23 protein-coding genes are annotated in these 26001 nt (G+C 72.5%); 13 read left to right on the forward strand and 10 right to left on the reverse strand.

Annotated elements, in window-relative coordinates:
* Positions 1 to 22: 22 nt before the first annotated feature.
* The 3 genes from ACIQ7M_RS17310 to ACIQ7M_RS17320 form a co-directional block, all read right to left on the reverse strand.
* Positions 23 to 2440, reverse strand: a complete 2418-nt coding sequence (locus tag ACIQ7M_RS17310) for a SpoIIE family protein phosphatase (protein WP_403644710.1) — start codon at positions 2438 to 2440, stop codon at positions 23 to 25.
* A 102-nt stretch (positions 2441 to 2542) separates the two neighbouring features.
* Positions 2543 to 6820: a HAMP domain-containing protein gene (locus ACIQ7M_RS17315; RefSeq protein WP_403644713.1), complete on the reverse strand. Its 4278-nt coding sequence runs from the start codon at positions 6818 to 6820 to the stop codon at positions 2543 to 2545.
* Between the two features lie 357 nt (positions 6821 to 7177).
* Complete coding sequence (locus ACIQ7M_RS17320) at positions 7178 to 8059, reverse strand: RNA polymerase sigma factor SigF (protein ID WP_403644716.1); 882 nt, start codon at positions 8057 to 8059, stop codon at positions 7178 to 7180.
* Positions 8060 to 8365: 306 nt separating this feature from the next.
* On the opposite strand from ACIQ7M_RS17320, the gene ACIQ7M_RS17325 reads away from it, so the two are divergent.
* Positions 8366 to 9307: an anti-sigma factor RsbA family regulatory protein gene (locus tag ACIQ7M_RS17325; RefSeq protein WP_403644719.1), complete on the forward strand. Its 942-nt coding sequence runs from the start codon at positions 8366 to 8368 to the stop codon at positions 9305 to 9307.
* 96 nt (positions 9308 to 9403) lie between these two features.
* Here the strand turns inward: ACIQ7M_RS17325 and ACIQ7M_RS17330 are convergent, their stop codons facing one another.
* Positions 9404 to 9973 (reverse strand): Dps family protein, encoded by a 570-nt coding sequence (locus ACIQ7M_RS17330; protein WP_403644721.1) that lies wholly within the window; start codon positions 9971 to 9973, stop codon positions 9404 to 9406.
* 212 nt (positions 9974 to 10185) lie between these two features.
* On the opposite strand from ACIQ7M_RS17330, the gene ACIQ7M_RS17335 reads away from it, so the two are divergent.
* Both ACIQ7M_RS17335 and ACIQ7M_RS17340 read left to right on the forward strand, forming a co-directional pair.
* Positions 10186 to 10545 carry a DUF5133 domain-containing protein gene (locus ACIQ7M_RS17335; RefSeq protein ID WP_386989064.1) on the forward strand — a complete coding sequence of 120 codons (360 nt, stop codon included), beginning with the start codon at positions 10186 to 10188 and terminating at the stop codon, positions 10543 to 10545.
* Positions 10546 to 10643: 98 nt separating this feature from the next.
* Positions 10644 to 11093 carry a hypothetical protein gene (locus ACIQ7M_RS17340; protein ID WP_403644724.1) on the forward strand — a complete coding sequence of 150 codons (450 nt, stop codon included), beginning with the start codon at positions 10644 to 10646 and terminating at the stop codon, positions 11091 to 11093.
* Here the strand turns inward: ACIQ7M_RS17340 and ACIQ7M_RS17345 are convergent.
* Positions 11090 to 11686 (reverse strand): DUF4383 domain-containing protein, encoded by a 597-nt coding sequence (locus ACIQ7M_RS17345; RefSeq protein WP_355773898.1) that lies wholly within the window; start codon positions 11684 to 11686, stop codon positions 11090 to 11092. The genes ACIQ7M_RS17340 and ACIQ7M_RS17345 overlap by 4 nt on opposite strands.
* A 207-nt stretch (positions 11687 to 11893) precedes the next feature.
* On the opposite strand from ACIQ7M_RS17345, the gene ACIQ7M_RS17350 reads away from it, so the two are divergent.
* From ACIQ7M_RS17350 to ACIQ7M_RS17395, 10 genes are all read left to right on the forward strand, one after another.
* The gene (locus ACIQ7M_RS17350) at positions 11894 to 12070 is read left to right on the forward strand and encodes a hypothetical protein (protein ID WP_192582574.1); all 177 of its coding nucleotides are present in this window, start codon (positions 11894 to 11896) and stop codon (positions 12068 to 12070) included.
* Between the two features lie 136 nt (positions 12071 to 12206).
* A complete protein-coding gene (locus ACIQ7M_RS17355; RefSeq protein WP_403644728.1) occupies positions 12207 to 13880 on the forward strand; it encodes a SpoIIE family protein phosphatase in 1674 nt (557 codons plus the stop codon).
* Complete coding sequence (locus ACIQ7M_RS17360; RefSeq protein ID WP_403644731.1) at positions 13877 to 14986, forward strand: B12-binding domain-containing protein; 1110 nt, start codon at positions 13877 to 13879, stop codon at positions 14984 to 14986. Before ACIQ7M_RS17355 ends, ACIQ7M_RS17360 begins: the two co-directional genes overlap by 4 nt.
* The gene (locus tag ACIQ7M_RS17365) at positions 14983 to 15366 is read left to right on the forward strand and encodes an STAS domain-containing protein (RefSeq protein ID WP_355773904.1); all 384 of its coding nucleotides are present in this window, start codon (positions 14983 to 14985) and stop codon (positions 15364 to 15366) included. The genes ACIQ7M_RS17360 and ACIQ7M_RS17365 overlap by 4 nt, the downstream gene beginning before the upstream one ends.
* A gap of 135 nt (positions 15367 to 15501) precedes the next feature.
* The gene (locus ACIQ7M_RS17370; protein WP_355773906.1) at positions 15502 to 15867 is read left to right on the forward strand and encodes a PRC-barrel domain-containing protein; all 366 of its coding nucleotides are present in this window, start codon (positions 15502 to 15504) and stop codon (positions 15865 to 15867) included.
* A gap of 22 nt (positions 15868 to 15889) precedes the next feature.
* A complete protein-coding gene (locus ACIQ7M_RS17375; RefSeq protein WP_403644736.1) occupies positions 15890 to 16261 on the forward strand; it encodes an STAS domain-containing protein in 372 nt (123 codons plus the stop codon).
* Positions 16258 to 16686, forward strand: a complete 429-nt coding sequence (locus ACIQ7M_RS17380; RefSeq protein WP_355773912.1) for an ATP-binding protein — start codon at positions 16258 to 16260, stop codon at positions 16684 to 16686. The genes ACIQ7M_RS17375 and ACIQ7M_RS17380 overlap by 4 nt, the downstream gene beginning before the upstream one ends.
* 140 nt (positions 16687 to 16826) lie before the next feature.
* On the forward strand, positions 16827 to 17732 hold the full coding sequence (locus tag ACIQ7M_RS17385) for a YihY/virulence factor BrkB family protein (RefSeq protein WP_355773915.1): 906 nt from the start codon (positions 16827 to 16829) through the stop codon (positions 17730 to 17732).
* A gap of 81 nt (positions 17733 to 17813) precedes the next feature.
* The gene (locus ACIQ7M_RS17390; RefSeq protein ID WP_355773918.1) at positions 17814 to 18092 is read left to right on the forward strand and encodes a GlsB/YeaQ/YmgE family stress response membrane protein; all 279 of its coding nucleotides are present in this window, start codon (positions 17814 to 17816) and stop codon (positions 18090 to 18092) included.
* A gap of 251 nt (positions 18093 to 18343) precedes the next feature.
* Positions 18344 to 19552 carry a cysteine desulfurase-like protein gene (locus tag ACIQ7M_RS17395; protein ID WP_403644741.1) on the forward strand — a complete coding sequence of 403 codons (1209 nt, stop codon included), beginning with the start codon at positions 18344 to 18346 and terminating at the stop codon, positions 19550 to 19552.
* Between the two features lie 20 nt (positions 19553 to 19572).
* On the opposite strand, the gene ACIQ7M_RS17400 is transcribed toward ACIQ7M_RS17395, so the two are convergent.
* From ACIQ7M_RS17400 to ACIQ7M_RS17420, 5 genes are all read right to left on the reverse strand, one after another.
* Positions 19573 to 20754: a MerR family transcriptional regulator gene (locus ACIQ7M_RS17400; RefSeq protein WP_403645876.1), complete on the reverse strand. Its 1182-nt coding sequence runs from the start codon at positions 20752 to 20754 to the stop codon at positions 19573 to 19575.
* A 231-nt stretch (positions 20755 to 20985) separates the two neighbouring features.
* Complete coding sequence (locus tag ACIQ7M_RS17405) at positions 20986 to 23013, reverse strand: ATP-binding protein (protein WP_403644744.1); 2028 nt, start codon at positions 23011 to 23013, stop codon at positions 20986 to 20988.
* Positions 23014 to 23122: 109 nt separating this feature from the next.
* Positions 23123 to 24010 (reverse strand): oxygenase MpaB family protein, encoded by an 888-nt coding sequence (locus ACIQ7M_RS17410; RefSeq protein WP_403644747.1) that lies wholly within the window; start codon positions 24008 to 24010, stop codon positions 23123 to 23125.
* A 144-nt stretch (positions 24011 to 24154) separates the two neighbouring features.
* The gene (locus tag ACIQ7M_RS17415; protein ID WP_403644750.1) at positions 24155 to 25105 is read right to left on the reverse strand and encodes an ornithine cyclodeaminase family protein; all 951 of its coding nucleotides are present in this window, start codon (positions 25103 to 25105) and stop codon (positions 24155 to 24157) included.
* Positions 25102 to 25914 carry an IclR family transcriptional regulator gene (locus tag ACIQ7M_RS17420; RefSeq protein WP_403644753.1) on the reverse strand — a complete coding sequence of 271 codons (813 nt, stop codon included), beginning with the start codon at positions 25912 to 25914 and terminating at the stop codon, positions 25102 to 25104. The genes ACIQ7M_RS17415 and ACIQ7M_RS17420 overlap by 4 nt, the downstream gene beginning before the upstream one ends.
* Between the last annotated feature and the right edge of the window lie 87 nt (positions 25915 to 26001).

The following is a 26001-nucleotide window of genomic DNA, read 5'->3' on the forward strand; positions in this document are numbered from 1 at the left end:
CGGGGCCGCATCTCGTAGGGCCCTATTCGACCCGGATGCCGACGATGCAGGTGTCGTCGTCGGTGTCGGACCTGCTGTACGTCAGGAGCCGGTCGAGCTGGTGGTCAAGCGTCCCGGACGTCGTACGGGCCGCGGTGAGAAGCTGGCGCAGCGACACCTCGACCGAGCGGTCACGCCGTTCGACCAGACCGTCCGTGTACATCAACAGCGTGTCGTGGACCTCCAGTTGCACCTCGTCCTCCGCGAACGTCGCCTCGGGGACGGCACCGAGCAGGATGCCCTTGATCAGCGGCAGCGGGGTGGCGTCGGCGTCCCGGACCAGAACCGGCGGCAGATGTCCGGCCCGCGCCCAGCGCAGGACACGGCGGCGCGGATCGTAGAGCCCGACGACCGCGGTGGCGGTGATCCCGCCCGTCAGATGGTGCGCCACGATGTTGAGCCAGGACAGCAACTGACCGGGCCCCGCGCCCGTCACGGCGAGTCCGCGCAGCGCGTTGCGCAGCACCACCATGCTGGTCGCCGCCTCCATCCCGTGACCGGCCACGTCGCCGACACACAGCAGGACCAGACCGGAGGACAGCACGACGGCGTCGTACCAGTCGCCACCGACGAGCTGCTCCGTCTCCGCCGGCCGATAGCGCACCGCCACGTCGAGACCCGGCGCCCGCAACGGCGCCCGGTCCGGCGGCATGATCGCGTGCTGGAGCTGGAGGGTCAGCCGGGCGCGTTCGTGCGCCTGCTGTTCGGTGTGCGCGAGTTGGTCGCGGGTGACGGCCAGCGCCACCTCGGTCCAGTGCTGCGCCGAGATGTCCTGGTAGGCCCCGCGGACCGCGAACAGCCGGTCGTCGGCGTCGAGCACCGGCTCGGCCACCACGCGGATGTGCCGGGTCACGCCGTCGGGACGCTGCAGCCGGAAAGCGGCCGACGCCGGCCGCCGGTGGTGCAGGACGGTCCGCAGGAAGCGGCCGATCGTGACGGCGTCGTCCGGGTGGGCGTGCGCGGCCAGTTCCTCCAGTGGGACGGGGGCACCCGACGCGGAGCGGCCGTACAGTTCGAAGAGCGTCTCGTTCCAGATCGTCTCGCCGGTCAGCAGGTTCTCCTCGAAACCGCCGATTCTGCCGAGCCGCTGGGCGTGCTGGAGCAGACTCGCCAGCCGCGCCGTCTCGTCCTCTATGCGCCAGATGAGCAGCACTGTTCCGCCGTGCCGGCTGATGTTGATGTCGGCCACGGCGGACAGCCGCACCTGGTCGACCAGCGCCGTCAGATCCATGCGCCGCGCCCGGAACGGCTCCCCGGTGGCGTAGACACGCTCGACGCACTGGAAGAGGCCGCTCTCCCCGGCGGCCAGCGGGTAGGCCTCAAGGAGCAGCGCCCCCTGAACGGTGCCACGCGGCCGGCCGGCCGGATCGAGGAAGCGCCCGTTCACATGGCGGATCCGGAAGTCGGTGAGTCTGCCTTGGCCGTCGAGCTGGGGCACCAGGACCAGGGCGGGATCGTGCAACCCGTCCACCAGGTCGATCAGTTCGCAGACGTCGGCCGTTCCCCGCACGTCGGCGCAGTCGCCCGGCGGGGCGTGGGTCTCCAGCGTGTGCGAGCACAGTTCGGCCAGTGCCTCGACCTGACGGACCACCTGCGGCGGCTGAGGTTTCAGGGCGGACGGCCACGCGATCTCCAGGACGCCGTGGATCCGGCCTCCCGAGCCTGCCGGTACCGCGACCCGGCCGCCGTCCGGATGGTCCGCGTGCCCGATGGACGGCAGCCCGGTGTCCGCCAGCGAGCCGGCCCATTGCGCCGTACGGTCGGACAGGGCCCGGCGTGCCATCGTCGCGACGCCCGGGGGGACGTAGCGCCAGCGCCGGGCCTCGCCCGCCGAGAACCCGGCGCTGCCCGCCAGGGACAGCGAACCGTCGGCGTCCGCCGCCCAGATGGCCACGGCGACCGCCCCGAGCGGGGTCAGCGCGTGCTGGAGCAGGGAGTCGGCCACCGCCTGGCTGTCGCCCGCAGCCAGCGCTCCGCTCTCGGCCGCGCGCAGCCGTACCGCGGGGGCGTCCTCCTTCGGCGGATGCTCCGCCGCGGCGGAGAGGAAGGTGCTGGTCACCTCCGAAAGCCGGTCGTGCGCCGCCTGGTTGATGATCTCGACCGCGAGCTGGAGCTGCGGCACCTTGGCCTGTTCGGCCAACTCGGCGAGCTGGCGGGCGGCCTGGGCCGGCCCGCAGCCCAGCCGCTCGACCAGGATGCCCTTGGCCAGCTCGATCAGCGCGCGCCCGTCGGCCTCCGCCTGCGCGGCCCGCACCTCGCGGCGCAGCCGTTCGACGGTGGCGGCCAGCCGGCCCACCGGTGATGTCCGGGCCGCGCCCGAGGGTTCGCCGGACCGCCCGGCCTCCGGGCCGTCCTCCGTGGGCCCGGGGACGTCCGCGCCGGTTTCCTCAGGACTGTTCATCGTGCGGCCGCTCCTCGGCGGCGGCCCCGGGGAGGGCGGGGGAGGCGAGTCGGCGGAGGATGTCCCGCCGCGCGGACGCGGCGGAGGGGACCGGGTGTCATGTCACGCCCCGAGCCAGCGTCGGACGCACGCGATGAGGTCATCGGCGTCGACCGGCTTGGTGACATGGTCGCTGGCACCCGACAGCAGGCTCTTCTCCCGGTCGCCGGGCATGGCCTTCGCCGTCACCGCGATGATCGGCAGGTCGGCGTACCGCGGCATCTTGCGGATCTCGGCGGTCGCGGTGTACCCGTCCATCTCGGGCATCATCACGTCCATCAGGATCAGCGCGACCTCGGGCCGGCTCAGCAGCGTCTCGATGCCCTTCCTGCCGTTCTCCGCGTGCAGCACCTGGAAGCCGTGCAGCTCCAGGATCCCGCTGAGCGCGAAGAGGTTGCGGGCGTCGTCGTCGACCACGAGCACCGTACGGCCCTGGAAGGCGCTGTCGATCGGCCGCGCGGGCCGGCTCCTGGCCTCCTCGGCGCGGACCAGCGGCACCACGTCGCCCGGCTGGTCCGCGGACAGGTGCAGCGCGATCCGCTCGCGCAACTCGTCCAGGCTGGACAGGAATTCCAGCGACCGGGCGCCCGAGCGGGACTGGAGCGCCTGCTCCTGCGCGAGGTCGACCCGGCTGCCGTTGTGGACGAGGACGGGCACGGTCGCCAGGGCCGAGTCGCCCTCCACCGCTTCGAGGAACCGGGCGGTCTCGCCCTCCGGCATGCCGAGTTCGAGCACGACACAGTGCCACGGCTCGGCGGCCAGGGCACTGGCCGCCTCCTGCGCCCCGACGACGGTGACGACGTCGACGCCCTCCCGCGCGTCGCCCTCGTCACGGCTGCGCGCGACATCCCCGACGGCGCTCTCGGCCACCAGCGTCAGCAGCCCCCGCGGCCGTTCCTCGACGACCAGGAGCCGGCGCCGATGTTGGCGGGGCAGGCCCGTCGAGCCGGGAGCGGTGTGCCGCGGTTCGGAGCGGGCCGAGGCGTTCTCGTCGGGCGCGGGCTCGGGCGCCCGGCCGCCGGCCAGCAGCTCCTCGAACTCGGGCCGGGCCACCGGGAGGAACAGCGTGAACGTACTGCCCTGTCCGGGCGTGCTGTCCACGGTGACCGCTCCGCCGAGCAGATGGGCGATCTCCCGGGTGATCGACAGACCGAGACCGGTGCCGCCGTACTTGCGGCTCGTGGTGCCGTCAGCCTGCTGGAAGGCGCCGAAGATCGTCTCCAGTTGCTGCTCGGGGATGCCGATGCCGGTGTCCTTGACCCGGAAGGCCGCGATCGTTCCGCCCCGGTGGACGCCCGCGGGGATCTCCTGGTCGGACGCGGGTTCGATGCGCAGCTCGACCCGGCCCCGCTCCGTGAACTTCACCGCGTTCGACAGCAGGTTGCGCAGCACCTGCCGCAGCCGGGAGTCGTCGGTGAGCAGGTCCACCGGGGCCCCGGGAGCTGTGCTCACCGTGAACTCCAGGCTCTTCTGCGAGGTCATGGGGCGGAAGGTGGCCTCGACGTACTCCAGGAGCTGGCGCAGCGGGACCCGCTCGGGGGTCACGTCCATCTTGCCGGCCTCGACCTTCGACAGGTCCAGGATGTCGTTGATGAGCTGGAGCAGGTCGGAGCCGGCGGAGTGGATGATGCCCGCGTACTCGACCTGCTTCGGCGTGAGGTTGCGCGAGGGGTTCTGCGCCAGCAACTGGGCCAGGATGAGCAGGCTGTTGAGGGGGGTCCGCAGCTCGTGGCTCATGTTGGCGAGGAACTCGGACTTGTACTTGGACGCCAGCGACAATTGCTGCGCCCGCGCCTCCAGTTCCTGCCGGGCCTGTTCGATCTGGAGGTTCTTCGCCTCGATGTCCCGGTTCTGGGTGGCGAGCAGGGAGGCCTTGTCCTCCAGCTCGGCGTTGGAGCGTTGGAGTTCGTCCTGCTGGACCTGCAACTCCTCGGAACGGGCCTGGAGTTCGGCGGTCAGGCGCTGCGACTCGCCCAGCAGTTCATCGGTGCGGGCGTTGGCCACGATGGTGCTGACGTTGACGCCGATGGTCTCCATGAGCTGTTCCAGGAACGTCCGGTGCCCCTGCTTGAAGCGGGTGACCGAGGCGAGCTCGATGACGCCGAGCACCTGCTCCTCGACGACGATGGGAAGGACCACCAGCGCGGTCGGCGCGGTCCGGCCGAGCCCCGAGGAGATGGTGACGTACCCCGGCGGCACCTCGTCCACGGTGATCGCCCGCCTGCTGCGCGCGGCCTGCCCGACGAGCGAGCGGCCGAGCGGGATGCGGGTGGGACGCCCTTCCTCGTCGGGATAGCCGTACGACCCGACCAGCCTGAGCTCCGTGCCCTTCGCGGTCTCCTCGGCGAGGTAGAAGGCGCCGTACTGCGCGGCGACCAGCGGGGTGAGCTCGTCCATGATGAGGTCGGCCACCACGTCCAGGTCGCGGTATCCCTGCATCAGACCGGAGATACGGGCCAGGTTCGTCTTGAGCCAGTCCTGCTCCTGGTTGGCGCGCGTGGTCTCCCGCAGCGACTCCACCATGGTGTTGATGTTGTCCTTCAGGTCGGCGACCTCGCCCGAGGCCTCGACCGTGATGGACCGGGTCAGGTCGCCCTCGGCCACGGCACCGGTGACCTCGGCGATCGCGCGGACCTGGCGCGTGAGGTTGCCGGCCAATTCGTTCACGTTCTCGGTCAGCCGCTTCCAGGTGCCCGAGACGCCCTCCACCTCGGCCTGGCCGCCGAGCCTGCCCTCGCTGCCGACCTCCCGGGCCACGCGGGTGACCTCGGCGGCGAAGGCGGAGAGCTGGTCGACCATCGTGTTGATGGTCGTCTTGAGTTCGAGGATCTCGCCGCGGGCGTCGACGTCGATCTTCTTGGACAGGTCGCCCTTGGCCACCGCCGTCGTCACCAGGGCGATGTTGCGCACCTGCCCGGTGAGGTTGTTGGCCATCGAGTTGACGTTGTCGGTGAGGTCCTTCCAGGTGCCCGCCACGTTGGGCACGTGCGCCTGGCCGCCGAGCCGTCCCTCCGTGCCGACCTCGCGGGCGACGCGGGTGACCTCGTCCGCGAACGCTGACAGGGTGTCGACCATCGTGTTGATGACGTCGGCCAGAGCGGCGACCTCGCCCTTCGCCTCCACGGTGATCTTCTGCGAGAGGTCGCCCCGGGCCACGGCGGTCGCCACCTGCGCGATGGAGCGGACCTGGCCGGTCAGGTTCGACGCCATGACGTTGACGTTGTCGGTGAGGTCCTTCCAGGTGCCCGAGACGCCCCGCACGGTGGCCTGTCCGCCCAGGTTGCCCGCGGTGCCGACCTCGCGGGCCACACGCGTCACCTCGTCGGCGAACGCCGAGAGCTGCTCGACCATCGTGTTGATGGTCTCCTTGAGCTCCAGGATCTCGCCCCGGGCGTCCACGGTGATCTTCTGCGACAGGTCGCCCTTCGCCACCGCCGTGGCCACCTGGGCGATCGAGCGGACCTGGGCGGTGAGGTTGCCCGCCATGAAGTTCACCGAGTCGGTGAGGTCGCGCCAGGTGCCCTTGACGCCCTTCACGTCGGCCTGGCCGCCGAGGCGTCCGTCGGTGCCGACCTCGCGGGCGACGCGGGTGACCTCGTCGGCGAACGCGGAGAGCTGGTCGACCATCGTGTTGATGGTGTTCTTCAGTTCCAGGATCTCGCCGCGGGCGTCCACGGTGATCTTCTGCGAGAGATCTCCCTGGGCCACCGCCGTGGTGACCTGGGCGACGTTGCGAACCTGGGCGGTGAGGTTGCCGGCCATGAAGTTCACCGAGTCGGTGAGATCACGCCAGACGCCGCCGACCCCGGGAACCTGGGCCTGGCCGCCGAGCCGTCCGTCGGTGCCGACCTCGCGGGCGACTCGGGTGACCTCGTCGGCGAACGCGGAGAGCTGGTCGACCATCGTGTTGACGGTCTCCTTGAGCTGCAGGATCTCGCCGCGGGCGGGCACGTCGATCTTCTGCGAGAGGTCACCCTTGGCGACCGCGGTGGCCACCTGCGCGATGTCGCGGACCTGCGTGGTGAGATTTCCCGCCATGGCGTTGACGGAGTCGGTCAGGTCGGCCCAGGTGCCCGAGACCCCCGGCACCTCCGCCTGGCCGCCGAGCGTTCCCTCCGTACCCACCTCACGGGCCACCCGGGTCACCTCCGAGGTGAACACCGAGAGCTGGTCGACCATGCCGTTGAAGACGGTGGCGATGTCACCCAGCAGGCCGCCCGCCTCGTCGGGGAGCCGGGTGCCGAAGTCGCCGTCGCGCACCGCGGTGAGGCCGGCCAGCAGTTGCCGCAGCTCCTGCTCACCCGGCGTCCGTTCGGACGTCCCACTCGCTGCCCTGGTCATGGCCACCCTCGTTCCGCTCCCCTGGAGTCCCGTGTGACGGAACTCGGAACCGCGCCGGGCCCACGGACGGCCCCCCTGCCTGCCCGTGGGATTCCCGCAGATCACGGGACATCCCATCAAGAAAATACGCCGCAGGCTAACCCAGGGAGCGGGGGCGGAACAAAGCGTCGGAGGGAATTCTCCAGAGGACCGAAAATACCGCCGGTCACAGGAATAACCTCGCGTGATCGGGATACACAGGACCCTCTCGGTCCCGGTCGGGGAACCCCGGGTACCGGAAATCCCGTCGGCCCGCCCGGGACCGGAGTCCTGGGCGGGCCGACGGGAGAGTCGTACGCGCTGTGACGTGCGGAGACGTCAGCCGACCGCGGGGTCGAGCAGCCCGGCGCGCAGCCGCTTGATGATGCGGGTGATCAGCCGGGAGACATGCATCTGCGAGATGCCGAGCTCCTCACCGATCTGCGCCTGGGTGCGCTCCTCGACGAAGCGCAGATGAATGATCCGGCGCTGCCGGTCGTCGAGCTGGGAGATCAGGGGAGCCAGGGAGTTGAAGTCCTCGACCAGTTCCAGCGACGGATCCTCCTCGCCGATGAAGTCCGCGAGGACCGCCTCGCCGTCCGCGCCGCCGTCGGCCGTGAGAGCCGCGTCGAGGGACGAGGAGTTGTAGCCGTTCGACGCCTTGCGGGCCTCGATGACCTCTTCCTCGGACAGGCTCATCAGCTCGGACAGCTCACGGGTCGTGGGCGTGCGGCCGAGGCGGGTGCGCAGTTCCTCCGTCGCCTTGGCGAGCTCGACGCGGGCTTCCTGAAGCCGCCGGGGCACGTGCACGGCCCAGCTCGTGTCGCGGAAGAACCGCTTGATCTCACCGACGATGTAGGGAACCGCGAAGGAGGTGAACTCGACCTCGCGGGACAGCTCGAAACGGTCGATGGCCTTGATGAGCCCGATCGTGCCGACCTGGACGATGTCCTCCATCTCACCCTGGCTGCGACTGCGGAAGCGCGCCGCGGCGTACCGGACGAGAGAGAGGTTCATCTCGATGAGGGTGTTGCGCGCGTACTGGTGTTCATGCGTCCCCTCCTCCAGTACGGCCAGCCGGTCGAAGAACTGCCGGGACAGCTCGCGCGCGTCCTTCGGGCTGATCTTCAGGGGTTCGTCGATCTGCGGAAGGACGCCTTCCGTGATCGTCGCTGCCTGGTGCGCCGTGTCCGTCGCCCTCACTGCCGTCACGGCTGCCATGCCGTCCACCCCACATCGTCCTAAGGAATTGATGACAGGGGCCCGTCTGCCCCGCCTCACACAGCTCATGCCACCCGGTTTCGAGAATTCCGCGACACGCGTACGTCCCGCCTCCCCTTGACCCCGGGCCAGGGTTACTTCGTCCCGGGGACACGGTTCGGATGCGGCGAAGTAAAATGGGTCACGGGGTGAGTCCGTGGGTATCGAGCGACGAGTCGGCCGGGCGCAGACGCGCTCGCCCCTGGCGTACCCCGACGCGGGACCACGCACCGCACGCCGGTCCCCGGGCACGGCGGTGGTCGTGGCATGACGACGGCGGCACTCCACGGCGAACCCGAACCTTTCGTCCATCCCGCGCTCATCTACCGCGACGACCTCGAGTACGTGCACGAGATGACACGGTTCGTCTCCGACGGCGTAGCCGCGGGGGAGCCGGTGGCGGTGGCCGTTCCCGCCGCGCGGCTCGAACTCGTCCGCGACGCGATGGGACCGCTCGGTGACGGCGTCCGCTGGATCGACATGGCGCGGGCCGGCCGGAACCCGGGCCGGATCATCCCCTCCGTCCTGCGGGCGTTCGCCGACGTCCACCGAGGCGTCCATGTGCGGATCATCGGCGAGCCCGTCTGGGCCGGCCGTACGGCGGTGGAGTACCCGGCCTGCGTCCAGCACGAAGCCCTGATCAACCAGGCGTTCGCCGGACGGGACGTGACCATCCTCTGCCCGTACGACGCCCGTGCCCTCGCCCCGGGCGTGATCGCCGACGCCCACGCCACCCACCCCGTCGTGATCGGCGCCGGGCGGCAGTGCGTGAGCGCGGCCTACGACCCGGACGGTGTGCTGGCCCGTTTCCATCACGTGCTGAGCCATCCGCCGGGAGCGGCGACGGTTCCCTTCGACGCCGAACTCCTGCCCGCCGCCCGTGACTTCGCCTTGGCGGAGGCCCGGGCCCGGGGGATGTCGGGAGCCCGGCTCCAGGACCTGAACCTCGTCGTCGCGGAGCTGACCACCAACAGCGTGGTGCACGGGGGCGGTTCGGGGACCCTGAGGCTGTGGGCCGAGGGCGAGCAGATCGTGTGCGAGACGCGGGACAAGGGGCGGCTGAGCGATCCGCTGGCCGGCCGGCACCCCGCGCGTCCCGAGCAGATCGGCGGACGGGGCCTGTTGCTGGTGCACTACCTCTCGGACCTCGTCCGGGTGCACAGCGACGGCTCCGGAACGACCGTGCGCAGCTACATCGACCGCGCCTGACCGGCCCGGCGGCCGTGCCGACGGCTCGGCGAGGGGGCCCGGACCTGAGCTCCCGGTCCGGGCCCCCTCGCCGCTGCATGCCGCCGTCGTACTTTGCTAGCGCGTGGCGTCCTGTCCGGCCGAGCGCGCCGCCTCACGCTCGGTGCGGGCACCGGCCTGGGACAGGGACCCGCCGGCACTCTCCAGGTGCGCCCGGACGAACCACTGGAACTGCTCGAGCGCGCGGAGCTGCTCGATGAGAAGGTCCTCGGTCACCGGGTCGATCTTGCCGACCTCGGCCACGGCCGCGCGGTGCTCCTCCACGATCCCGGTGTGGACGAGATCGAGGGCGCCGAGGTGGGCGATGGCGTCGGCGCGGCCCACGCTGTAGTCGTCCCAGGTCCGTTCGGCGACGAGCGCGCCCGGCGTGCCGTGCGGGACCCCGCCGAGGGCGGAGATCCGCTCGGCGGTGTCGTCCGCCATGTCGCGTACGCGGTCCACCTGAGGGTCGAGCATCTCGTGCACGGCGATGAAGTGGGGACCCACCACGTTCCAGTGGATGTGTTTCAGCGTGAGCGACAGGTCGTTGAGAGCGTGCAGCCGCATGCTCAGCACGTCGATGATCCGACCGCCGTCCTGCGTGCTGATGCCGGGGACCGTGTACTGGGGTGTCGTGGAAGTCGTCATGGTGCCTCCGCGTGCCCTGGTTCACCCGCCTCACACCTTTCGCCCCGGGCGCCGACCGGTTCCGTATGCGACGGGCGTACGCCACGGGCGGGGCGACGGGATCGCGTCAGTGAGGTGGCGTTGGGCCAAATAGGTTGTCCGGTGCGGTTGTTGCGAATGAACCGTCCCGAACCCGGGCACACGGTCGGAAACTCGAGAGAGGAGCCCTCGCCGTGCTCGTGCCCGACCCGAAGGTTGTCCGGAGGCTGCTGACGCGTTACGCGGCCCTGAAGATCGCGTATGCCGAGAAGGAGACTCCGGAGACGGCCCGCGGACTGGAGGACGTCACGTACACACTCTGTGTGATGACGGGAACGACCGGTGTGCGCGAGGCCGTCGCCGCGGCCGACGTCCTGCTCGCGGCCGGAGAGAAGCGCCGGGACGCGCGGCAGGCCGGACTGCTGGCGGGCGGGGCGTCCCCGGCGCCCTCGCCGAAGGCGGTGGCCGCGGCCGTCCCGCCGCTCGCCCGGCCGCACACCGAGGTGCGGACGCTGAACGGCAGGACCCTGGGTGTGTCCGGTCCGCTCCACTGAATGCAAAGCGGTTCCTGTCCGTCGAACGGCTGAACTACCTAGTCGGCTCCCGCTCGTTCTCCTGCTGTGAGCATCGTCGAGGCGGAGATGAGGAATCGATGAGCCGACACAGCAAGGGCCGTAGGCACCGCAAGGTGAACATGACGCCCCGTCCGGTCGGACCGAGGTGGTCCCCGCGTGAGGTCCGGGAGCAGGTGGGCGCGGCCGTGGCCGCCCCGCGGCCCGTGCGCGCCCAGCCTCCCATCCCCGGGCAGGACACGAACGGGGAACGGGCCGAGGCCGTGTCCAGGACGGTGACCGAGAGCGGTCTGAGCCGTCACGCCGTACGCACGTGGGAGCGGTTGGCGGAAGCGGGCGCCGGCGGGGTCGAGGTCGCCGAACTCACCGAGGCCGTGGGCTTCCGGCGCTCCACCGTGCTCGGGCATCTCAAGGGCCTGGCCGGACTGGGACTGGCCGAGGACCACGAGAGCGTGTGGCGGGCGACCGGCCCGATGGAGGGCGCGGTCGCCCGGGAGGGCGTGGCGGTTTCGGCCGGGGGCGTTTCCTAGGACGGCGGCCCGTGGCGGCGCTTGCCGGGTGGATCCGCCCAGGTCAAGTGCCGCCCGCCACGCTCCGTGCCGGCGGGAAGCGCGCTCTGCGGGGCCGGGCCGGCGCCGCGGGTGAGGGATTCCCGGGCGGCTTCGTGCGGGTGCCGGTGCTGCCAGTACGGATTGTCGTGGGGCAGCTTGCTCGACACGCGCCCGTACATGCCGAACGTCAGGATCACCAGCCCCATGACGAAGCTGAAGACGACGTTCGTCATGCCGAAGTCGAGGATGTTGGCGGGCCGGTCGAGGATGAAGATGTGGACGAACCCGCTGAGCAGGAACAGGGTTCCCACCGCCATGTTGAGCGTGGAGGCGACGTTCCCGCCGAGGACGGCACCTGCGATCAGGAGCAGGCCCACGATCACGGAGATCAGACTCAGGGCGCCGTTGCTCGACATGCCCGCGACGCTGTCCCCGTTCGTGTCGAACGGACTGAGCTCGTCGGCGAAGCCGAGACCGCCGAAGACGAGCAGGACCACCCCGCAGAACGCGGCGCCCCACCGGTAGACGGCGGCCAGGTGGTGGTCGAGGGGCAGTTCGTCCTGGAGCTTCATCGCCCGTCCCTTCGTGCACCGGGGAGCACCGCCGGACGGTGCCCCTTCGTACCTTTCGTCCTTCACTTCCGTGGAAAGCCGCCACGCGGTTGCACCCGCCTCCGGGCGGTGGATCCGGCGAAATCCTCGGGTGGCGCGGTGTCGGGCGGCCTTCTCGGGGCATCCGGACTCCATCGCTCGACGACCGGATCTTCACGAGGAGTCCTCATGCTCGGCATCGCCGCCGCCGTACTGCTGTTCATCGCGTTCCTGATCAACGCCGGTGACGTCTCGACCAATCACGTGTTCACGTCGACCAACGTCATGCTCATAGGGCTCGCCCTGCTCGCCCTTCACCTCTCCGGCGTCGGTGGCGGCTGGACGACGCGCAGCCGTCGGCGCTGACGGACATCCCGGCCGGAACGGTCCCATTTCGGGTGACTTCACCCGGGTGACTTGCCGCGACGCGCTCCCTCGGGAGATGGTTGTCGGACGGAAACAATCTGTCGTCCGGAAAGGTGGTGGGCTCGCGGAGCGGGCCTTGCTCGTGGACACTTCCCAGCAACCTCCCCCCGGCCCACGCGGCGCCGTCACGGCCGCCTCGTGGGGTTCCGCCCCCTACCCCGTGGTCGTCGCCGACCCGTCCGGTGGCGTGGTCGACACGAACGACGCCGCGGCCGTGCTCTTCCCCGACGCGATCGCCGGGTCATGGCTGCCGGACGTGCTCCCTGCGTGGATCGCCGACGCCCACACCCGTCTGCGGGCCGTCGTGCCCGGTCCCCGGAACCGCGGTCCCGGCGCGTTCGTGCACGGCCCGGTCGGCGACCGCACCTTCGAGGCGCACCCCACCCGCACGGACGACGGCGACGTCATCTGGTGGCTGGTCGACGACACCGACCGGCGCCTGGCGGAGGACGCCCTCCGGACCGAACGGGAGCGCGCCACGTTCCTGGCCGGCGCCTCCAGCGCCCTGCTCTCCTCCCTGAACGTCGAACGGTGCATGGAGGTGACGGCGGAGCTCGCCGCCGAGCACCTCGCCGACGCCGCCGTGATCGTGGCCCCGCCGCGCGGGCGCAAGGTCCAGCTCACGTTCTGCGGACCCGACGGCGCCGTGGTGCACCGGACGGTGCAGAACGACGTACGACAACTGCCGGGGCTCGGCGAGGCCCTGCGCGGATTCCCGCCCGTACCGTCCCGCTGGATCGACCCGGCCACGGTTCCCGGATGGGTCGTGCCGGAGGGGTTCACCGAACCCGTCGGCTCGGCCGTCGTGACACCGCTGCCCGGACACGGCGTGCCCGCGGGCGCCCTCATCCTGCTCCGGTCGAGCCGGCACGCGGCCTTCACCGAGAGTGAGGAGATCTTCGCCCGGCTCTTCGCCTCACGCGCCGGAGCCGCCATGTCCGCGGCCCGCATGTACGCCGAACAGGCCGCCATCACGGCGACGTTGATGCGTGAACTGCTGCCGCCCCGACTGCACGCGGTGCACGGGGTCGAGTTCGCCGGACGCTACCGCCCCGCGGGGCAGACCGAACGCGTCGGCGGCGACTTCTACGACGTGCACCCCGCCGCGGACGAGGGCCAGGAATCCCTCGTCGTCCTCGGGGACGTCTGCGGCAAGGGGCTCGAGGCCGCCGTCCTGACCGGCAAGATCCGCAACACGGTGCAGGCGCTCCTGCCGCTCGCCGACGACCACCAGCGACTGCTCGGACTGCTCAACGGCGCGCTGATGAACTCCCACCACACCCGCTTCGCCACCCTGGCCATGGCCTCCGTGGTACGCCGCGCGGGCATCGTCCATCTCCGGGTCACCAGCGCGGGACACCCCGCCCCGCTGATCGTGCGGGCCGACGGCGCGGTCGAGCAGGCGGGCACACGCGGGACCCTCATCGGCGCGTTCTGGGACGTCAGCTCCACCACGGTCGGCGTCGAACTGGCGCCCGGCGAGACCTGCCTCTTCTTCACGGACGGCATCACCGAGGCCAGGGGAGGGCCCCTGGGGGACGAGTTCTTCGGCGCCCGGCGGCTGGAGACGGCACTCGCGCAGTGCGCCGGCATGCCCGCCGAGGCCGTGGTGGAGCACATCCAGATGCTCGCCGCGCAATGGGTCGGACGCGGCGGCCACGACGACATGGCGACCGTCGCGGTCACCGCACCCCACCACGCGCACCTGAGCGCGGTGAACGGCCACACTCGGGGCAGGTACACAGGATGACCTCACCACCCCGACAGCACCCCGGCGCCGTGTCGCTCGGCCCCGCCCGCGACCTGCTCTGGTCGGCGGTCCACCAGGGCGACGAGCGCGGGGCCGCGGCCGTCGTCCTCGACGCGCTGGAGTCATCGGCCGACGCCGAGACCGTCCTGCTCGACCTGATAGCCCCGGTCCAGGCGAGAGTCGGCACGGAGTGGGCGGCCAACCGGCTCACCGTCGCCCAGGAGCACACCGCCACCGCCATCCACGAGCGCGTCATCGCGGTCCTCGCCCACCGTCCGGGCCTTCGCGACGAGACCCCGAGCGGTCCGCGTGTCACGGTGGCCTGCGTCGACGGCGAGTGGCACGCCCTGCCGGCCAGGCTCCTCGCGGAGGTGCTGCGGCTGCGCGGATGGCGGGTGGACTTCCTCGGCGCGCACGTGCCCACCCCGCACCTCATCGCCCATCTCCACCAGACGGGACCGCGGGCGGTCGCGCTGTCCTCCTCGATCCCCACCCATCTGCCCACCGCGCACATGGCCATCACGGCCTGTCAGGCGGCCGGAGTGCCCGTCATCGCGGGCGGCGCCGCCTTCGGCCCCGACGGCCGCTACGCCCGCGCCCTGGGCGCCGACGGATGGGCACCCGACGCCCGGCACGCGGCGGAGGTCCTCGAACGGGGCCTCGACCGCCCCGGCCCCCCGGCCGTCCACCAGACCGTGGACGACCTCCCGCACCTGGCCGACCAGGAATACACGATCGTCGCCGGGACGACCCACCAGCTCGTCAAGCAGACGCTGGCGGACCTGGAGGACCGGTTCGCGCCGCTGCGCGGTTACACCGAACGGCAGCGGCGGCACACCGCCGAGGACCTCGCGCACATCGTCGAATACCTGGCCACGTCGCTGTACGTCGCCGACGAAGAGCTGTTCGCGCGGTTCATTCTCTGGACCGCGGACATCCTCACCGCCCGCCGTGTCCCCGCGCGGAGCCTGGACCCCGCGCTCGACCTGCTGACCCTGCAACTCAAGGACTTCCCCCGCGCCTGCCGCACGCTGGCCCACGCGCGGGAGGCGCTCGGAAACCGAACGCCGCCCTCCACGATCCCCGGCCCCGGAAAGCCCGCATGACCACTTCACATCCCCCCGCCTTCACGCTGACCGTCGACGTCCAGCCCGCCGCACTCGTGATCCACGTCGCCGGAGACCTCGACCACGAGACGTGCGACGAGCTGATGAGGACCGTCGACCAGTACCTCGTCGCCCCCCGGGACCCCGAGCGACAGATCCGGGAACTGCGCCTCGATTTCGCCGGCCTCGGCAGCATCGACTCCATGGGCCTGTCCATCCTGCTGATGATCCGCCGCCGTACGGACGCCGCCGCTGTGCGCCTGTACCTCGACCAGCGGCCCCGCGGCCTGGACCGGCTGCTGGAGATCACGGGAACGCTCGAACACCTCACCGCGCTCCGCGACGAGAGCGGCGGGGCCCGGAGTCCCGGGACCGGCTGACGCGCGGGGACCCCGGTCGCGCACGCGGGTGAACGGCACCGGGCTCGCGCGCCGGCCGTCGCATTCCGTCGAATGCACGCCGGATAGTGGGGTATTGGGGGCCCTGTACGACCCGGCGAGTCCACGGAGGAAGACATGACGATCGACGGAATCTGGTCCTACGCACCGGAGTTCAACCACCCCGAAGCGCACGAACTGGCCGGCTACAGCGTCGAGGCGACCGACGGGACCATAGGACACGTCGACCGGCAGGCCGACGACTCGGGCATGCGCCACCTGGTCGTCGACACCGGCGTCTGGGTGTTCGGCAAGAGCGTGCTGGTGCCCGTGGGTGTCGTCGCCGGCATCGACACGGAGTCCCAGCGGATCACCGTCGCCTGCACCCGCGAGGAGATCAAGTCGGCGCCGGTGTTCAGGACCGACCGCGAGACCTCGGACCCCGCGTACCTGTCCAGCGTCGGGACCTACTATCAGAGCCTTCCGCCGAGGCAGCCCGCGTGAGCGAGCGAGAAAGAGTTTTCACATGCACGAAGGGGCGGAAGCCACCGTGTCGCGCGGGGCGGCCCAGGACGCCTTCGTCGTGCGCGTCGGCGGAGACATCGACCACGAGAGCGCCTTCCGGCTGGAAGAGGCGCTGAGCCTGGCCGACCGGACGGGCCCGGAACGCACGGTGGTCGATCTGTCCGGCACCGACTTCGCCGACTCGTCGATCCTGCACGTCCTCCTCGAAGCGCAGCGCGCGCACCGGGCCCGCGGCACGCTCATGGTGGTCTGCGGGCCGTTCAGCGACATCGTCCGGAGGCTGTTCGACGTGACAGGGACCGAGGGCTTCTTCGTCCTCGCGGACAGCGTTGCGGCGGCGCTGGAACTCCCGGACCCGGCGACCGGGCCATGAACCCGGTCAACCGCCCACCGGCGGACGGGCCGAGCCCGGGAGCGGGCGTCGCGATCACGAGCGCCGCGACGGCACGCGACCACGTACGGGCCCTGGTGCGCGAGCACGGCCGGACGGGCGGGCCGAACCCGGACGCGGTGGTCGACCTGCTGCTCGTCGTCTCGGAACTGGTCACCAACGCGATCCGGCACGGCGGCGGGCTCGCCGGATTCGACGCGACGGCGACCGACACCGGCGTTCGGCTCGCCGTGCGCGACAACAGCGACGTCGTTCCCGTCCAGGCCTACGGCACCGGCGAGATCCCGCGCACGCACCGGACGAACGGATACGGCTGGCCCCTGATCATCCGCCTCTCCACCGCCGTCACCATCGAGCCGTGCCCCGGGGGCGGCAAGACGATCCACGTGTTCGTCCCCCTGACCTGAGGCGAACCCAGGCGTCCCGCCCGTCGTGGCGTGCGAGGCGAGCGGGCGTAGCGCGACGCGCGCGTGGAAGAAGAGCCTCGACCGACTCCGCCGGACACGGGGTCCGGAACGCCGGCCGGACCGGCGCGGAGGGGTGAGGCATGAACAGTGTCATCGAGACGGTCCGCCCGGCGCGGCGGCGCCGGTACGGGCCCCGGCTGCCCGCCTTCTGGTGGCCGGCCCTGCGCCGTACCCCGGTCTCGATGTGGAACGACGACGTGTCCGACTGGGCGGCCGCGCTGACGTACTACGCGATCCTCGCGGTGCTCCCGGCCCTGCTGGTCATGGTCATCGCCTTCGGCCTGATCAGCCCGGACACCGCCGAGACGTTCATCGCGCACGTCACCGCGTACGCTCCCGCCCAGTCGGGCGCCGAGCTGCACCAGGCGCTGGGGGAGATGCTGCGGCAGCGGTCCGCCGCCTGGACGCTGCTGGTCACCGGCGCGGCGAGCGCGCTGTGGTCGGCGTCGAGCTACCTCGCGGTGTTCCGGCGGGCCCTGCACCGCATGCACGACGCGGCGGACCAGCGTTCGGCCTGGCGCACCGCGCACCGGCTGGTGCTGACCGCCCTGGCGCTTCTCGGGCTGCTCGTCGTGAGCGCGCTCGTCCTGCTGCTGACCGGACCCCTGGCCGAGGCCGCCGGCCGTGTCGTGGGGGTCGACGGCCAGGTCGCGCTGGCCTGGAACCTGCTCCGCTGGCCCCTGTTGACGTGCCTGGTGGCCCTGCTGGTGCTCGTCGTGTTCCACACCGGGCCGACGCCCGCCCGCCGTCGCCGGCACAGCTTTCCCGGCGGCATCCTGGCAGCCGTCCTCTGGCTCGCCGTGTCGGCCGGATTCGCCCTCTACGCCTCCGTCCTCGGCGCCTACAGCCGGCTCTACGGCTCGCTCGCGGGCCTGGTCGTCTTCCTCGTGTGGCTGTGGCTGTCCAACCTCGCGCTGCTGGCCGGCGCGCAGTTCACGGCCGAACTGAACAAGGCCGCGGCGGCGGCGCGTCGGGCGACGGTCTGAGGTTCACAGGTTTGTTCCGGCCGGGACGGAACACACGGTGTGAGGAAGCCACATCGTGTACGGACGGACGACGGAGGAACTGTGGGCATCATCGCTTGGATTCTGATCGGGTTGCTTGCCGGTGCCATCGCCAAGCTGCTTCTGCCGGGCAAGGACCCGGGCGGGATCATCATCACCATGCTGATCGGTGTGGCGGGTGGCCTGCTGGGCGGCTGGCTGGGCAAGGTCATCTTCGGCGTCGACTCCATCGACGGGTTCTTCGACCTGTCGACGTGGATAGCCGCCATCGCGGGATCGCTGATCCTCCTGGTTCTGTACCGGGTGCTGACGGGCAACAGCCGATCGCACCGCCACGCCTGAACGGGCCCCGGCCCGTTCGGCGCGTCCTGACCCACGGCCTGGGGCCGGCACCGGAGTTCCCGGTGCCGGCCCCAGGCCGTTCGTCGTCCCCCGGGGGCGCGCCCGGGTTCCGCGCCGCCTTCCCACCGCGGTGAGCCTCCTGCCATGATCACCGCAGAACGTGCGGGCCCGCCCGGTCACGGGCTCCCGCCCGCCGGACCCCGTTCCGGGCCGACCGGCGCGGGCCGCGACGCAGCCTGTGAGGAGCCCGAGTGACGTACGACGTCGGCGCGCTGCGTGCCGAGATCCCCGCCCTGCTGTCCGGTGTCGCGCACTTCGACGGGCCGGGCGGCACCCAGACCCCGGCCCGGGTGGCCGGGGCGATCGCGGACGCGCTCACCGGACCGCTGTCGATCCGGGGACGCCTGACGCCCGGAGAGGTGAACGCGGAGAACCTGGTCCAGGGGTTCCGGCAGGCCGTCGCCGACCTGGTGGGCGGTCGTCCCTCCGGGGTCGTCTTCGGCCGCAGCGCCACCCAGCTCACGTACGACGTGGCCCGGGCGCTGGCGAAGGACTGGGCACCCGGCGACGAGGTGGTCGTCAGCCGTCTCGACCACGACGCGAACATCCGGCCCTGGCTCCAGGCCGCCGAACAGGCCGGCGCCCACGTGCGCTGGGCGGACTTCGATCCGGAATCGGCCGAACTCCCGCCCTCGGTGGTGGACGCCCTGCTGACCGAGCGCACCCGGCTGGTCGCGGTCACCGCCGCCTCGAACCTCACGGGGACCGTGCCCGACGTCGCCGCGATCGCCCGCCTGGTCCACCGCCACCCGCGGGCACTGCTGTACGTCGACGGGGTGCACTACGCGGCGCACACCTTCGTGGACGTCACGCGGCTCGGCGCCGACTTCTTCGTGTGCTCGCCCTACAAATTCCTCGGCCCGCACCACGGTGTCCTCACCGCCTCCCCGGAACTGCTGGAGCGGCTGCACCCGGACAAACTGCTGCCGTCCACCGACACGGTGCCCGAACGGTTCGAACTGGGGACACTGCCCTACGAGTTGCTCGCCGGGACCATCGCCGCGATCGATGTACTCGCCGGACTCTCGGGCGGGACGAGCGGCGCTCGCCGAGACCGTCTGCGCACGGCCTTCGCGGCGATCGAGCGACACGAGGGAGCGCTGTGCGAGCGGTTGGAGGCGGGCCTGGCCGGACTGCCCGGCGTCACGGTCCGCTCCCGGGCGGCCGAGCGCACGCCCACCCTGCTGCTGACGTTCGACGGCCGGAAGGCGGCGGACGCCTCCGCGTTCCTGGCGGGCCGCGGGGTGCACGCACCCGCCGGAGCGTTCTACGCGCTGGAGGCGTCCCGGCACCTCGGCCTCGGGGACACCGGGGGTCTGCGCGTCGGGCTCTCGCCGTACAACGACGCGGACGACGTCGACCGGCTGCTGGAGGGTCTGGCGGACTTTCAGCGGTCGTAGGCGCGGGGGACGCGTCCCGTTCAGGAGACCGCCGGCGTCCGCGGATCCGTCGTCCGGTCGTCCGGGGCGGTGATCAGGTGGAGCGCCTCGGCGAGGTGACGTGGACGCAGGAGTCCCGGGCCGGGCCGGGCGTTCCAGCCCGGCCCGCTCAACAGGATCCGGCTCCGGGTCCGTGCTCCCCGTACGCCCCAACGCGTGGCGGCGATGTGCCGGGCGAGCGGCAGGTTCGCCGTCGACCACGACTGGGACCACAGGACGACCGCCGGGGGGCCGACGCGCTGCACCGCCGCGATGAGAGCCTCGGGCGGGACGGCGCCGCCGAGGGTCACGGCGGGTACGCCGCGTTCCGCGAGTGCCGCGTTGAGCGCCTCCAGGGGCAGGGTGTGCTGTTCCCCGGGAACGCAGGCCAGCAGGACGGGTGACGCGGCCGCGGGCGGTGCGTCTCCCGCCGCGGACACGTAGGCGTGTCGCAGGGTCGCGGAGACGTGCCAGGTCAGAAGGTGCTCCACCTCGACGTAACGGTCCCCCGAGGCCTCCCACTTGCGGCCCACCGCCCGCAGGGCGGGCACCATCACGTCCTCCCAGGCCCGGGCCAGACCGTGCGTGCGGACCGCCGCCGCCAGCCGGGCCTGGACGGCGTGGGCGTCCAGCCGGACGGCGGCGTGCGCGAGGCCCCGGCTTTCCTGGGCCGCGTCTCCCGGGGCCGGCCCGGTGCCCGATGGCCCGGTCCCCGACGGCTCGGCGCCCGCAGGCGATTCCGGAGTTCCCGGACCCGGAGCCGTCGCGGACGCCCCCTCCGGAACCCGGAGGCCGGTTCGTGCCGAGGCGGAGTTCCCCGTACCGGCGGCGGCCCGGGTACGGCCCGCGGTCCGCGTACGAGCGGCGGCCCCCGTCGGGGCGGCGGTCCCCTTCCGTGCCGCCAGGGCCGGCGACGCGGCGACCCGGCCGCGGGCCGCCTCCTTCGCCGCGCGGGCGGCTTCGGCGGGGGGCAGACCGGCGGCTGTCAGGCGGCACATCTCCCGGACCATGGCCACGTCGTCGGGCGACCAGCGGCGGTGCCGGCCGTCGGCCCGCACCGCGGGCCCCAGCCCGTACCGCCGGTCCCAGGAGCGCAACGTCGTGGGCGACACTCCGACTTTGCGCGCCAGGAACCCGGTGGTCACGCCCACACCGGCGGTCTCCGTCTCGTCGTCGGCGCTCAGTTCCACGGTCCGGCTCCCGGGAGAACGCGGGACGGCGCTCCGTCGGGGACGCCCCACCCGGGGGTGGAGGGGCCCGGTGCACGGTGGCAGCGGTTCATGACGGGCCTCGCCTCGATTCAGGAGCCGTCCGGGACCCGGCCGGTCCGCCGGGCTCATCCCTGCTTCGGCCCGGGAAGGCCCCCCGGATGCAGCGAACGGGCCCGCCGTGCCGCCGGGGCCGTCCCGCCTTCCTCAGGAACCCTTGGGGGGATCGTCGAGGAGGCGGTGCAGGATGGTCTCGGGGTCGCTGAGGGCCGAGCGCAGCAGGGCCTGTTCGTAGCGGTCGTCGCCGAGGAGGGAGCGGGCCGTGTCCTCGTAGCGCGCGCGGACCGGTCCCAGTTCGGGGGTGCCGCGCTGCGGATGGCCGACCGCGCTCCAGTAGGTCTCCCCGGCGGCGTACGCGGCCACCGCGCGTTCGCCCGCGCCCTGGGCGGCGAGGGCGGAGGCCAGCAGATCCAGGCCGAGCGCGATGCCGAAGCTGTCCCCGATGCGCCGCTTGCCGTCCAGCATCGACAGGGCGTGGGCGGTGGCGTCCTCCGCGCGGTCCTCGAAGAGGGCGATGAGCGCGAGCTGGTAGTCGGCGTACGAGCGCGTCCACCACTCACCGCGGGCGACACAGCCGTGCCGCAGTTCCTCCGCCGCCCGGCGCGCCTCGTCCAGCAGCCCCTCCGCGGTGAGCGCGAACACCCGGACCAGGTGGCACAGAACGTGCCCCGCGGAGGTGAACGCCGTCCCCCCGGCTCCCCGCAGCGCGCCCTCGGTCTCGTGTCTGGCCGCCATGGGCCGCCCTTGAAGCAGGTGGGTCAGCCCCAGGAGATAGGCGGCGTGCAGGGTTCCCCCGACGTCCTCCTGGAGAGCCGCGCGGTCCCGGCAGAACACCGCGAGCTGCCCCGCCTGTTCGTGTTCGCCGCGCAGGACACGCGTGACGCCCAGCGCCCACAGGGCCTTCGTCCGGACCGGGCCGGACGCGGCGGACAGGGCCAGCGCGTCCTCCAGGTACGCCGCCGCCTCTCTGAGATGTCCGCAGCAGCTCCACGGGAAGGCGAGCAGACCGGTCAGTTCGAGGGCCGCGTCCGGCCGTCCGGAGAGCAGGTGGTCGAGCGCCGCGCACAGATCGGCGTGCGCCGAGCCGAGCCGTTCGTACCACCGCGCCTGCTCTTCTCCCAGCCAGCCGGCCTGGGCGTCACGGACCATCGCCAGGAAGTGCGAGGCGTGCCGGTCCGCCGACTCCCGGCTCTCGCCCACCTGGTCGAGCCACATACGGCCGTACTCCCGGACGGTGTCGAGCATCCGGTACCCGGAACCGGCCCGCGACAGCACCGACTTCCTCACCAGGCCCGTCAGCGCCCGGTCGACGTCGTTCTCGGGGAGCGGACCCCCGCCGCACACGAGGCGCACCGTCCTCGCGTCCACCGGCTCCCGGAACACCGACATCCGTGCCCACAAAAGACGTTCGACGGGTGCGCACAGTTCGTGGCTCCAGCCGATCGTCGTCCGTACCGCCCGGTGCCGCGGCGGCCCGGGGAACGGGCCGTCCGCGGTGATGTCCAGACGCCGGCCGAGCTCCAGCTCGACCTCCTCGACCGTACGGTGCGCGAGCTGTCCGGCGATCAACTCCACGGCCAGCGGCATGCCTTCGAGCCGCTCGCACAGCCGGGCGGCGGTCACCATGTCCGCCGGGGAGGACAAAGGGGCGCCCGCCGCGGCCGCGCGCAGGCGGAACATCTCCACGGCGTCCGTGGCCGGAGGCAACGGCTCCACCGCGACGACATGTTCACCGGGGACACCCAGCGGCTCCCGGCTCGTCGCGAGGACGGTCAGGCGCGGGCACGCCGATGTGAGGCGGGCGACCAGAGTGCGGCAGGGGCCGACCAGATGCTCGCAGGAGTCCAGGACGAGCAGGGCGTCCCGGTCGGCCAGCCACGCGGTCAGGGAGTCGAGCGCCCGGTCGGTCGTGTGGTCCGCGAAGTCCACCGCGTCGGCCACGGTCGCGACGAGCAGCCGGTCGTCCCGCAACGGCCACAGGTCTGCCCACGCCACCCCGCGTTCTCCCGCGCGCAGCGCCCGGTCCGCCGCCTCCAGGGCCAGCCGGCTCTTGCCCACACCGCCGGTACCGGTGAGGGTCACGACACGCTCCTCGCGCAACGCGTCTTCCAGATGGGCGAGTTCGCCCCGGCGACCGACGAAGCCGGGCGGAACGGCCGGAAGATTTCTCAGCACACGCACAGTCTTTCGGCCTCGGCGTCCGCTGTGTGGCGACTTGGCCGACTCGGTACCCGCGTTCAGGGGCCGGGGCGCGCTCGGGCGGGCGTGCCGGCGCGGGCGCCCCTCAGGCGACTCCCTGGACGGTTCGGGCGCGCTGCGGCGCCATCGCCCAGCGCACGGCCGACGTGAAGGCGCTGCCGAGGGGACGCACGCACACGCTGTCGACCAACGGCAGCCGGGGCAGCCGGAGTTCGGCGGCGGCCCAGGCCGGCAGAAGGGACACCGCGTTCGCGGCGAGCACTCCGTACGGCAGGCGGGCCACGAGCGGCACCGGCGGGTCCAGCAGCAGGAAGCGCGCGGCGTCGCGTGCCTGCGGCGTCGCCCGCAGCTCGCCGCGGTACGCGGACAGCCGTTCCGCGAGCTCGGCGACGGTCGTGGGCGGGTCGAGGACGCCCAGCGCGGCGGCGACGCGGGCCGTGTCCGCCACGTAGGCGTCGCGGTCGGCCCCGGACAGCGGCCGCGCGCCGTACCGCTGGTGCGCGCGCAGGAAGCTGTCGACCTCGGCGACGTGGACCCAGCCGAGGAGGTGGGGATCCGCCGCGTGGTACCGAATCCCCTCCGGCGTCACACCGCGCACCCGCTCGTGGACCGCCCGCACGCGGTCACAGGCGTCCTGGGCGCTCTCGGCGGTCCCGTACGTCGTCACCGCGAGGAAGGTGCTGGTGCGCTGGAGTCTTCCCCACGGGTCGCCGCGGAAGCCCGAGTGCGCCGAGACGGCGGCCATGGCGAGCGGGTGCAGCGACTGGAGCAGCAGCGCGGACAGTCCGCCGATGAACATCGACGCGTCCCCGTGCACGGCGCGGATGGGGCGGTCCGGGCCGAACCAGCGGGGGCCGGGCGTGCCGTGGATACGGGCGCGGTTCTTCGGTCCCTCCGGGCCCGCGACCCGGGTGAACAGCGCGCTGCCCAGCCGTTCCCGTACTCCGTGGCCGTCCGTTCCGGTCCGTCTCATGGGCGTCGGTCTCCCTTCGCGTCCCGTTCCGCCGGGCCCACGGTCGGTCCGTCCCGGACCGGCGGAAACGGCGGAAGCACCTTCAGCATGGTCGAACCGGGGGAGGAAAGTCCACGGGCCCGCGCCGGACACCCGGACCCCGCCTCACATGGCGACGCGGGTGCCCCACCCCTCCGCGCGGGCGACGGCGTCGGCGACGTGGGCTGCCGCGACGTCCAGGGCGGCGTGGCCGGTCGACTTGAACAGGGTGAGTTCGTCGTCGTCGCGCCGGCCGGGGTGTTCGCCGCCGAGGACGGAGCCGAGGAGGGCCACGCTCCGCTCGGGCGGGAGGTCCTGCAACTCGTGGGCGCCGGACGGCGGCCGGGTCGTGGCCGCGCCGTGCCACTCGGCGAAGAGGGTGGCGTCCCGGACCGTGTCGGCGTCCAGCTCGGGCCCGTGGGAGCCGCCCACCGAGCTGACGTGGGTGCCGGGCGCGAGCCAGGCGCGACGGATCACCGGGCGGACGGCGCCGGTGCAGCAGAACACCGTGCCCGCTCCTCGTACCGCCTCCTCGATGCTCTCCGCGACCCGGCCGGCGGGGTGGAGCGCGGCGACGCTCCCGGCCCGCCCGGGGTCACGGCCCGCGACGAGGACGGGGGTCTCGGGGGCCAGGGCCGCGAGCAGCGCCGTCTGGGCGCGCGCCTGGGCGCCCGTTCCGACGACGGCGACCCGGCCGGCGTCCGGACGGGCCAGCGCGCGGGCGCTCAGTGTGGCGGTCGCCGCCGTCCGGATCTCGGTGAGCGGCTCCGCGTCCATCAGGGCCAGCGGGCGGCCGTCGGTCTCGTCGAAGAGCGCGACGATCCCCCGGTGACTGCTGCGGCCCGGCCGTGCCGGGTCGGCGAACACGGAGACCAGCTTGGCCGCGAGCCCGAGACCGGGCACATGACCGGGCATCGCGCCGAGCAGTCCGTGCGGGGTGTGCGCGGCGATCCGCGGCGGTACGGAGACCTCGTCGCGGCCGATGGCGACGAGGGCCGTGGCCACGGCGTCCAGGACGCGCCGCGGTTCGAGTGCGGCGCGCGTCTGCGCCCCGTCGAGGAAGAGGATCTCGCTCATGCCGGGCCTTCGGTGGGCGTGGAGGGGGAGGGGGGCTCGGGCGGCGTCGACGCTCGCTCGGAGGCCTCGGTGCCGGACAGGATCCGTGTCAGTTCGTCCGTCGCCTCGCGCAGGTGCTCCCGCAGGCCGGGCAGTCGGGCCTCGTCGAAGTCCGGACCCAGGCCGACCAGCGTGAGGGCGCAGACCGGTGCGCCCGGGCGGGTGACCACGGCGCGGGCGAGCGAGGCGACCGGCTGTTCGTTGCGCCCGTACTCGACGGCGAATCCCGTGCGTTCGGCTTCCTCGATGTCCGCCAGCAGCCCTTCGGGTGCGTCCAGCGGGTGCCCGGACTCCTCCGCGGCGCGCAGATAGGGCCCCCGTTCGGCCGGGGCGAGGGCGGCGACGAGGGCGAGCGGGCCGGCGAACCGGTGAACGGGCAGGGCCTGGCCGTTCAGGCTGCTGATCATCGCCAGCCGGTCGGGCCGCACGACGTCGATCACGCGGGACCGGTCGACCTCTGGCACCTGGAGGTTGACCATCAGGCCGGTGCGCTCGGACAGCGCCGCGAGAACCGGGCCGGCGAGGGCGCCGAGCGAGTTCCGGGCCGCCGAGGACGACAGTTGAAGGACCGCCGTGCCCGGCAGATAGCGGTCGCCGGCGCGCAGCACCCAGCCGCGCCGTACCAGGTCGACGAGCACGCGGTAGGCGGTCGCGCGGTGCAGCCCGACCTCCTCGGCGAGGTCGGTGAGACGCGGCGGCTGGGACGCGCGGGCCACGGCTTCGACCAGGTCCAGGGCCTTGTCCACCGCGCTGCGGGGTGCCTCGGGCAATTCCGGCCCCTCCTTGTGACGTCGTGAGATGTGAGCGTACGGTAGCGCATGTTGCAAGAGACGATACGTCTGTTACGTAGAGCGTAA

It is taken from the genome of Streptomyces sp. NPDC096324 (assembly GCF_044763015.1).
Lineage (GTDB): Bacteria > Actinomycetota > Actinomycetes > Streptomycetales > Streptomycetaceae > Streptomyces.

Excerpts from the sequence above, each read along its gene's own strand:
- ACIQ7M_RS17360 (WP_403644731.1), top strand. The coding sequence starts at position 13,877 with ATGACCTCACCACCCCGACAGCACCCCGGCGCCGTGTCGCTCGGCCCC.
- ACIQ7M_RS17345 (WP_355773898.1), bottom strand. The coding sequence starts at position 11,686 with ATGAAGCTCCAGGACGAACTGCCCCTCGACCACCACCTGGCCGCCGTC.
- ACIQ7M_RS17385 (WP_355773915.1), top strand. The coding sequence starts at position 16,827 with ATGAACAGTGTCATCGAGACGGTCCGCCCGGCGCGGCGGCGCCGGTAC.
- ACIQ7M_RS17375 (WP_403644736.1), top strand. The coding sequence starts at position 15,890 with ATGCACGAAGGGGCGGAAGCCACCGTGTCGCGCGGGGCGGCCCAGGAC.
- ACIQ7M_RS17320 (WP_403644716.1), bottom strand. The coding sequence starts at position 8,059 with ATGGCAGCCGTGACGGCAGTGAGGGCGACGGACACGGCGCACCAGGCA.
- ACIQ7M_RS17370 (WP_355773906.1), top strand. The coding sequence starts at position 15,502 with ATGACGATCGACGGAATCTGGTCCTACGCACCGGAGTTCAACCACCCC.
- ACIQ7M_RS17410 (WP_403644747.1), bottom strand. The coding sequence starts at position 24,010 with ATGAGACGGACCGGAACGGACGGCCACGGAGTACGGGAACGGCTGGGC.
- ACIQ7M_RS17415 (WP_403644750.1), bottom strand. The coding sequence starts at position 25,105 with ATGAGCGAGATCCTCTTCCTCGACGGGGCGCAGACGCGCGCCGCACTC.
- ACIQ7M_RS17380 (WP_355773912.1), top strand. The coding sequence starts at position 16,258 with ATGAACCCGGTCAACCGCCCACCGGCGGACGGGCCGAGCCCGGGAGCG.
- ACIQ7M_RS17365 (WP_355773904.1), top strand. The coding sequence starts at position 14,983 with ATGACCACTTCACATCCCCCCGCCTTCACGCTGACCGTCGACGTCCAG.
- ACIQ7M_RS17350 (WP_192582574.1), top strand. The coding sequence starts at position 11,894 with ATGCTCGGCATCGCCGCCGCCGTACTGCTGTTCATCGCGTTCCTGATC.
- ACIQ7M_RS17340 (WP_403644724.1), top strand. The coding sequence starts at position 10,644 with ATGAGCCGACACAGCAAGGGCCGTAGGCACCGCAAGGTGAACATGACG.
- ACIQ7M_RS17330 (WP_403644721.1), bottom strand. The coding sequence starts at position 9,973 with ATGACGACTTCCACGACACCCCAGTACACGGTCCCCGGCATCAGCACG.
- ACIQ7M_RS17315 (WP_403644713.1), bottom strand. The coding sequence starts at position 6,820 with ATGACCAGGGCAGCGAGTGGGACGTCCGAACGGACGCCGGGTGAGCAG.
- ACIQ7M_RS17325 (WP_403644719.1), top strand. The coding sequence starts at position 8,366 with ATGACGACGGCGGCACTCCACGGCGAACCCGAACCTTTCGTCCATCCC.
- ACIQ7M_RS17310 (WP_403644710.1), bottom strand. The coding sequence starts at position 2,440 with ATGAACAGTCCTGAGGAAACCGGCGCGGACGTCCCCGGGCCCACGGAG.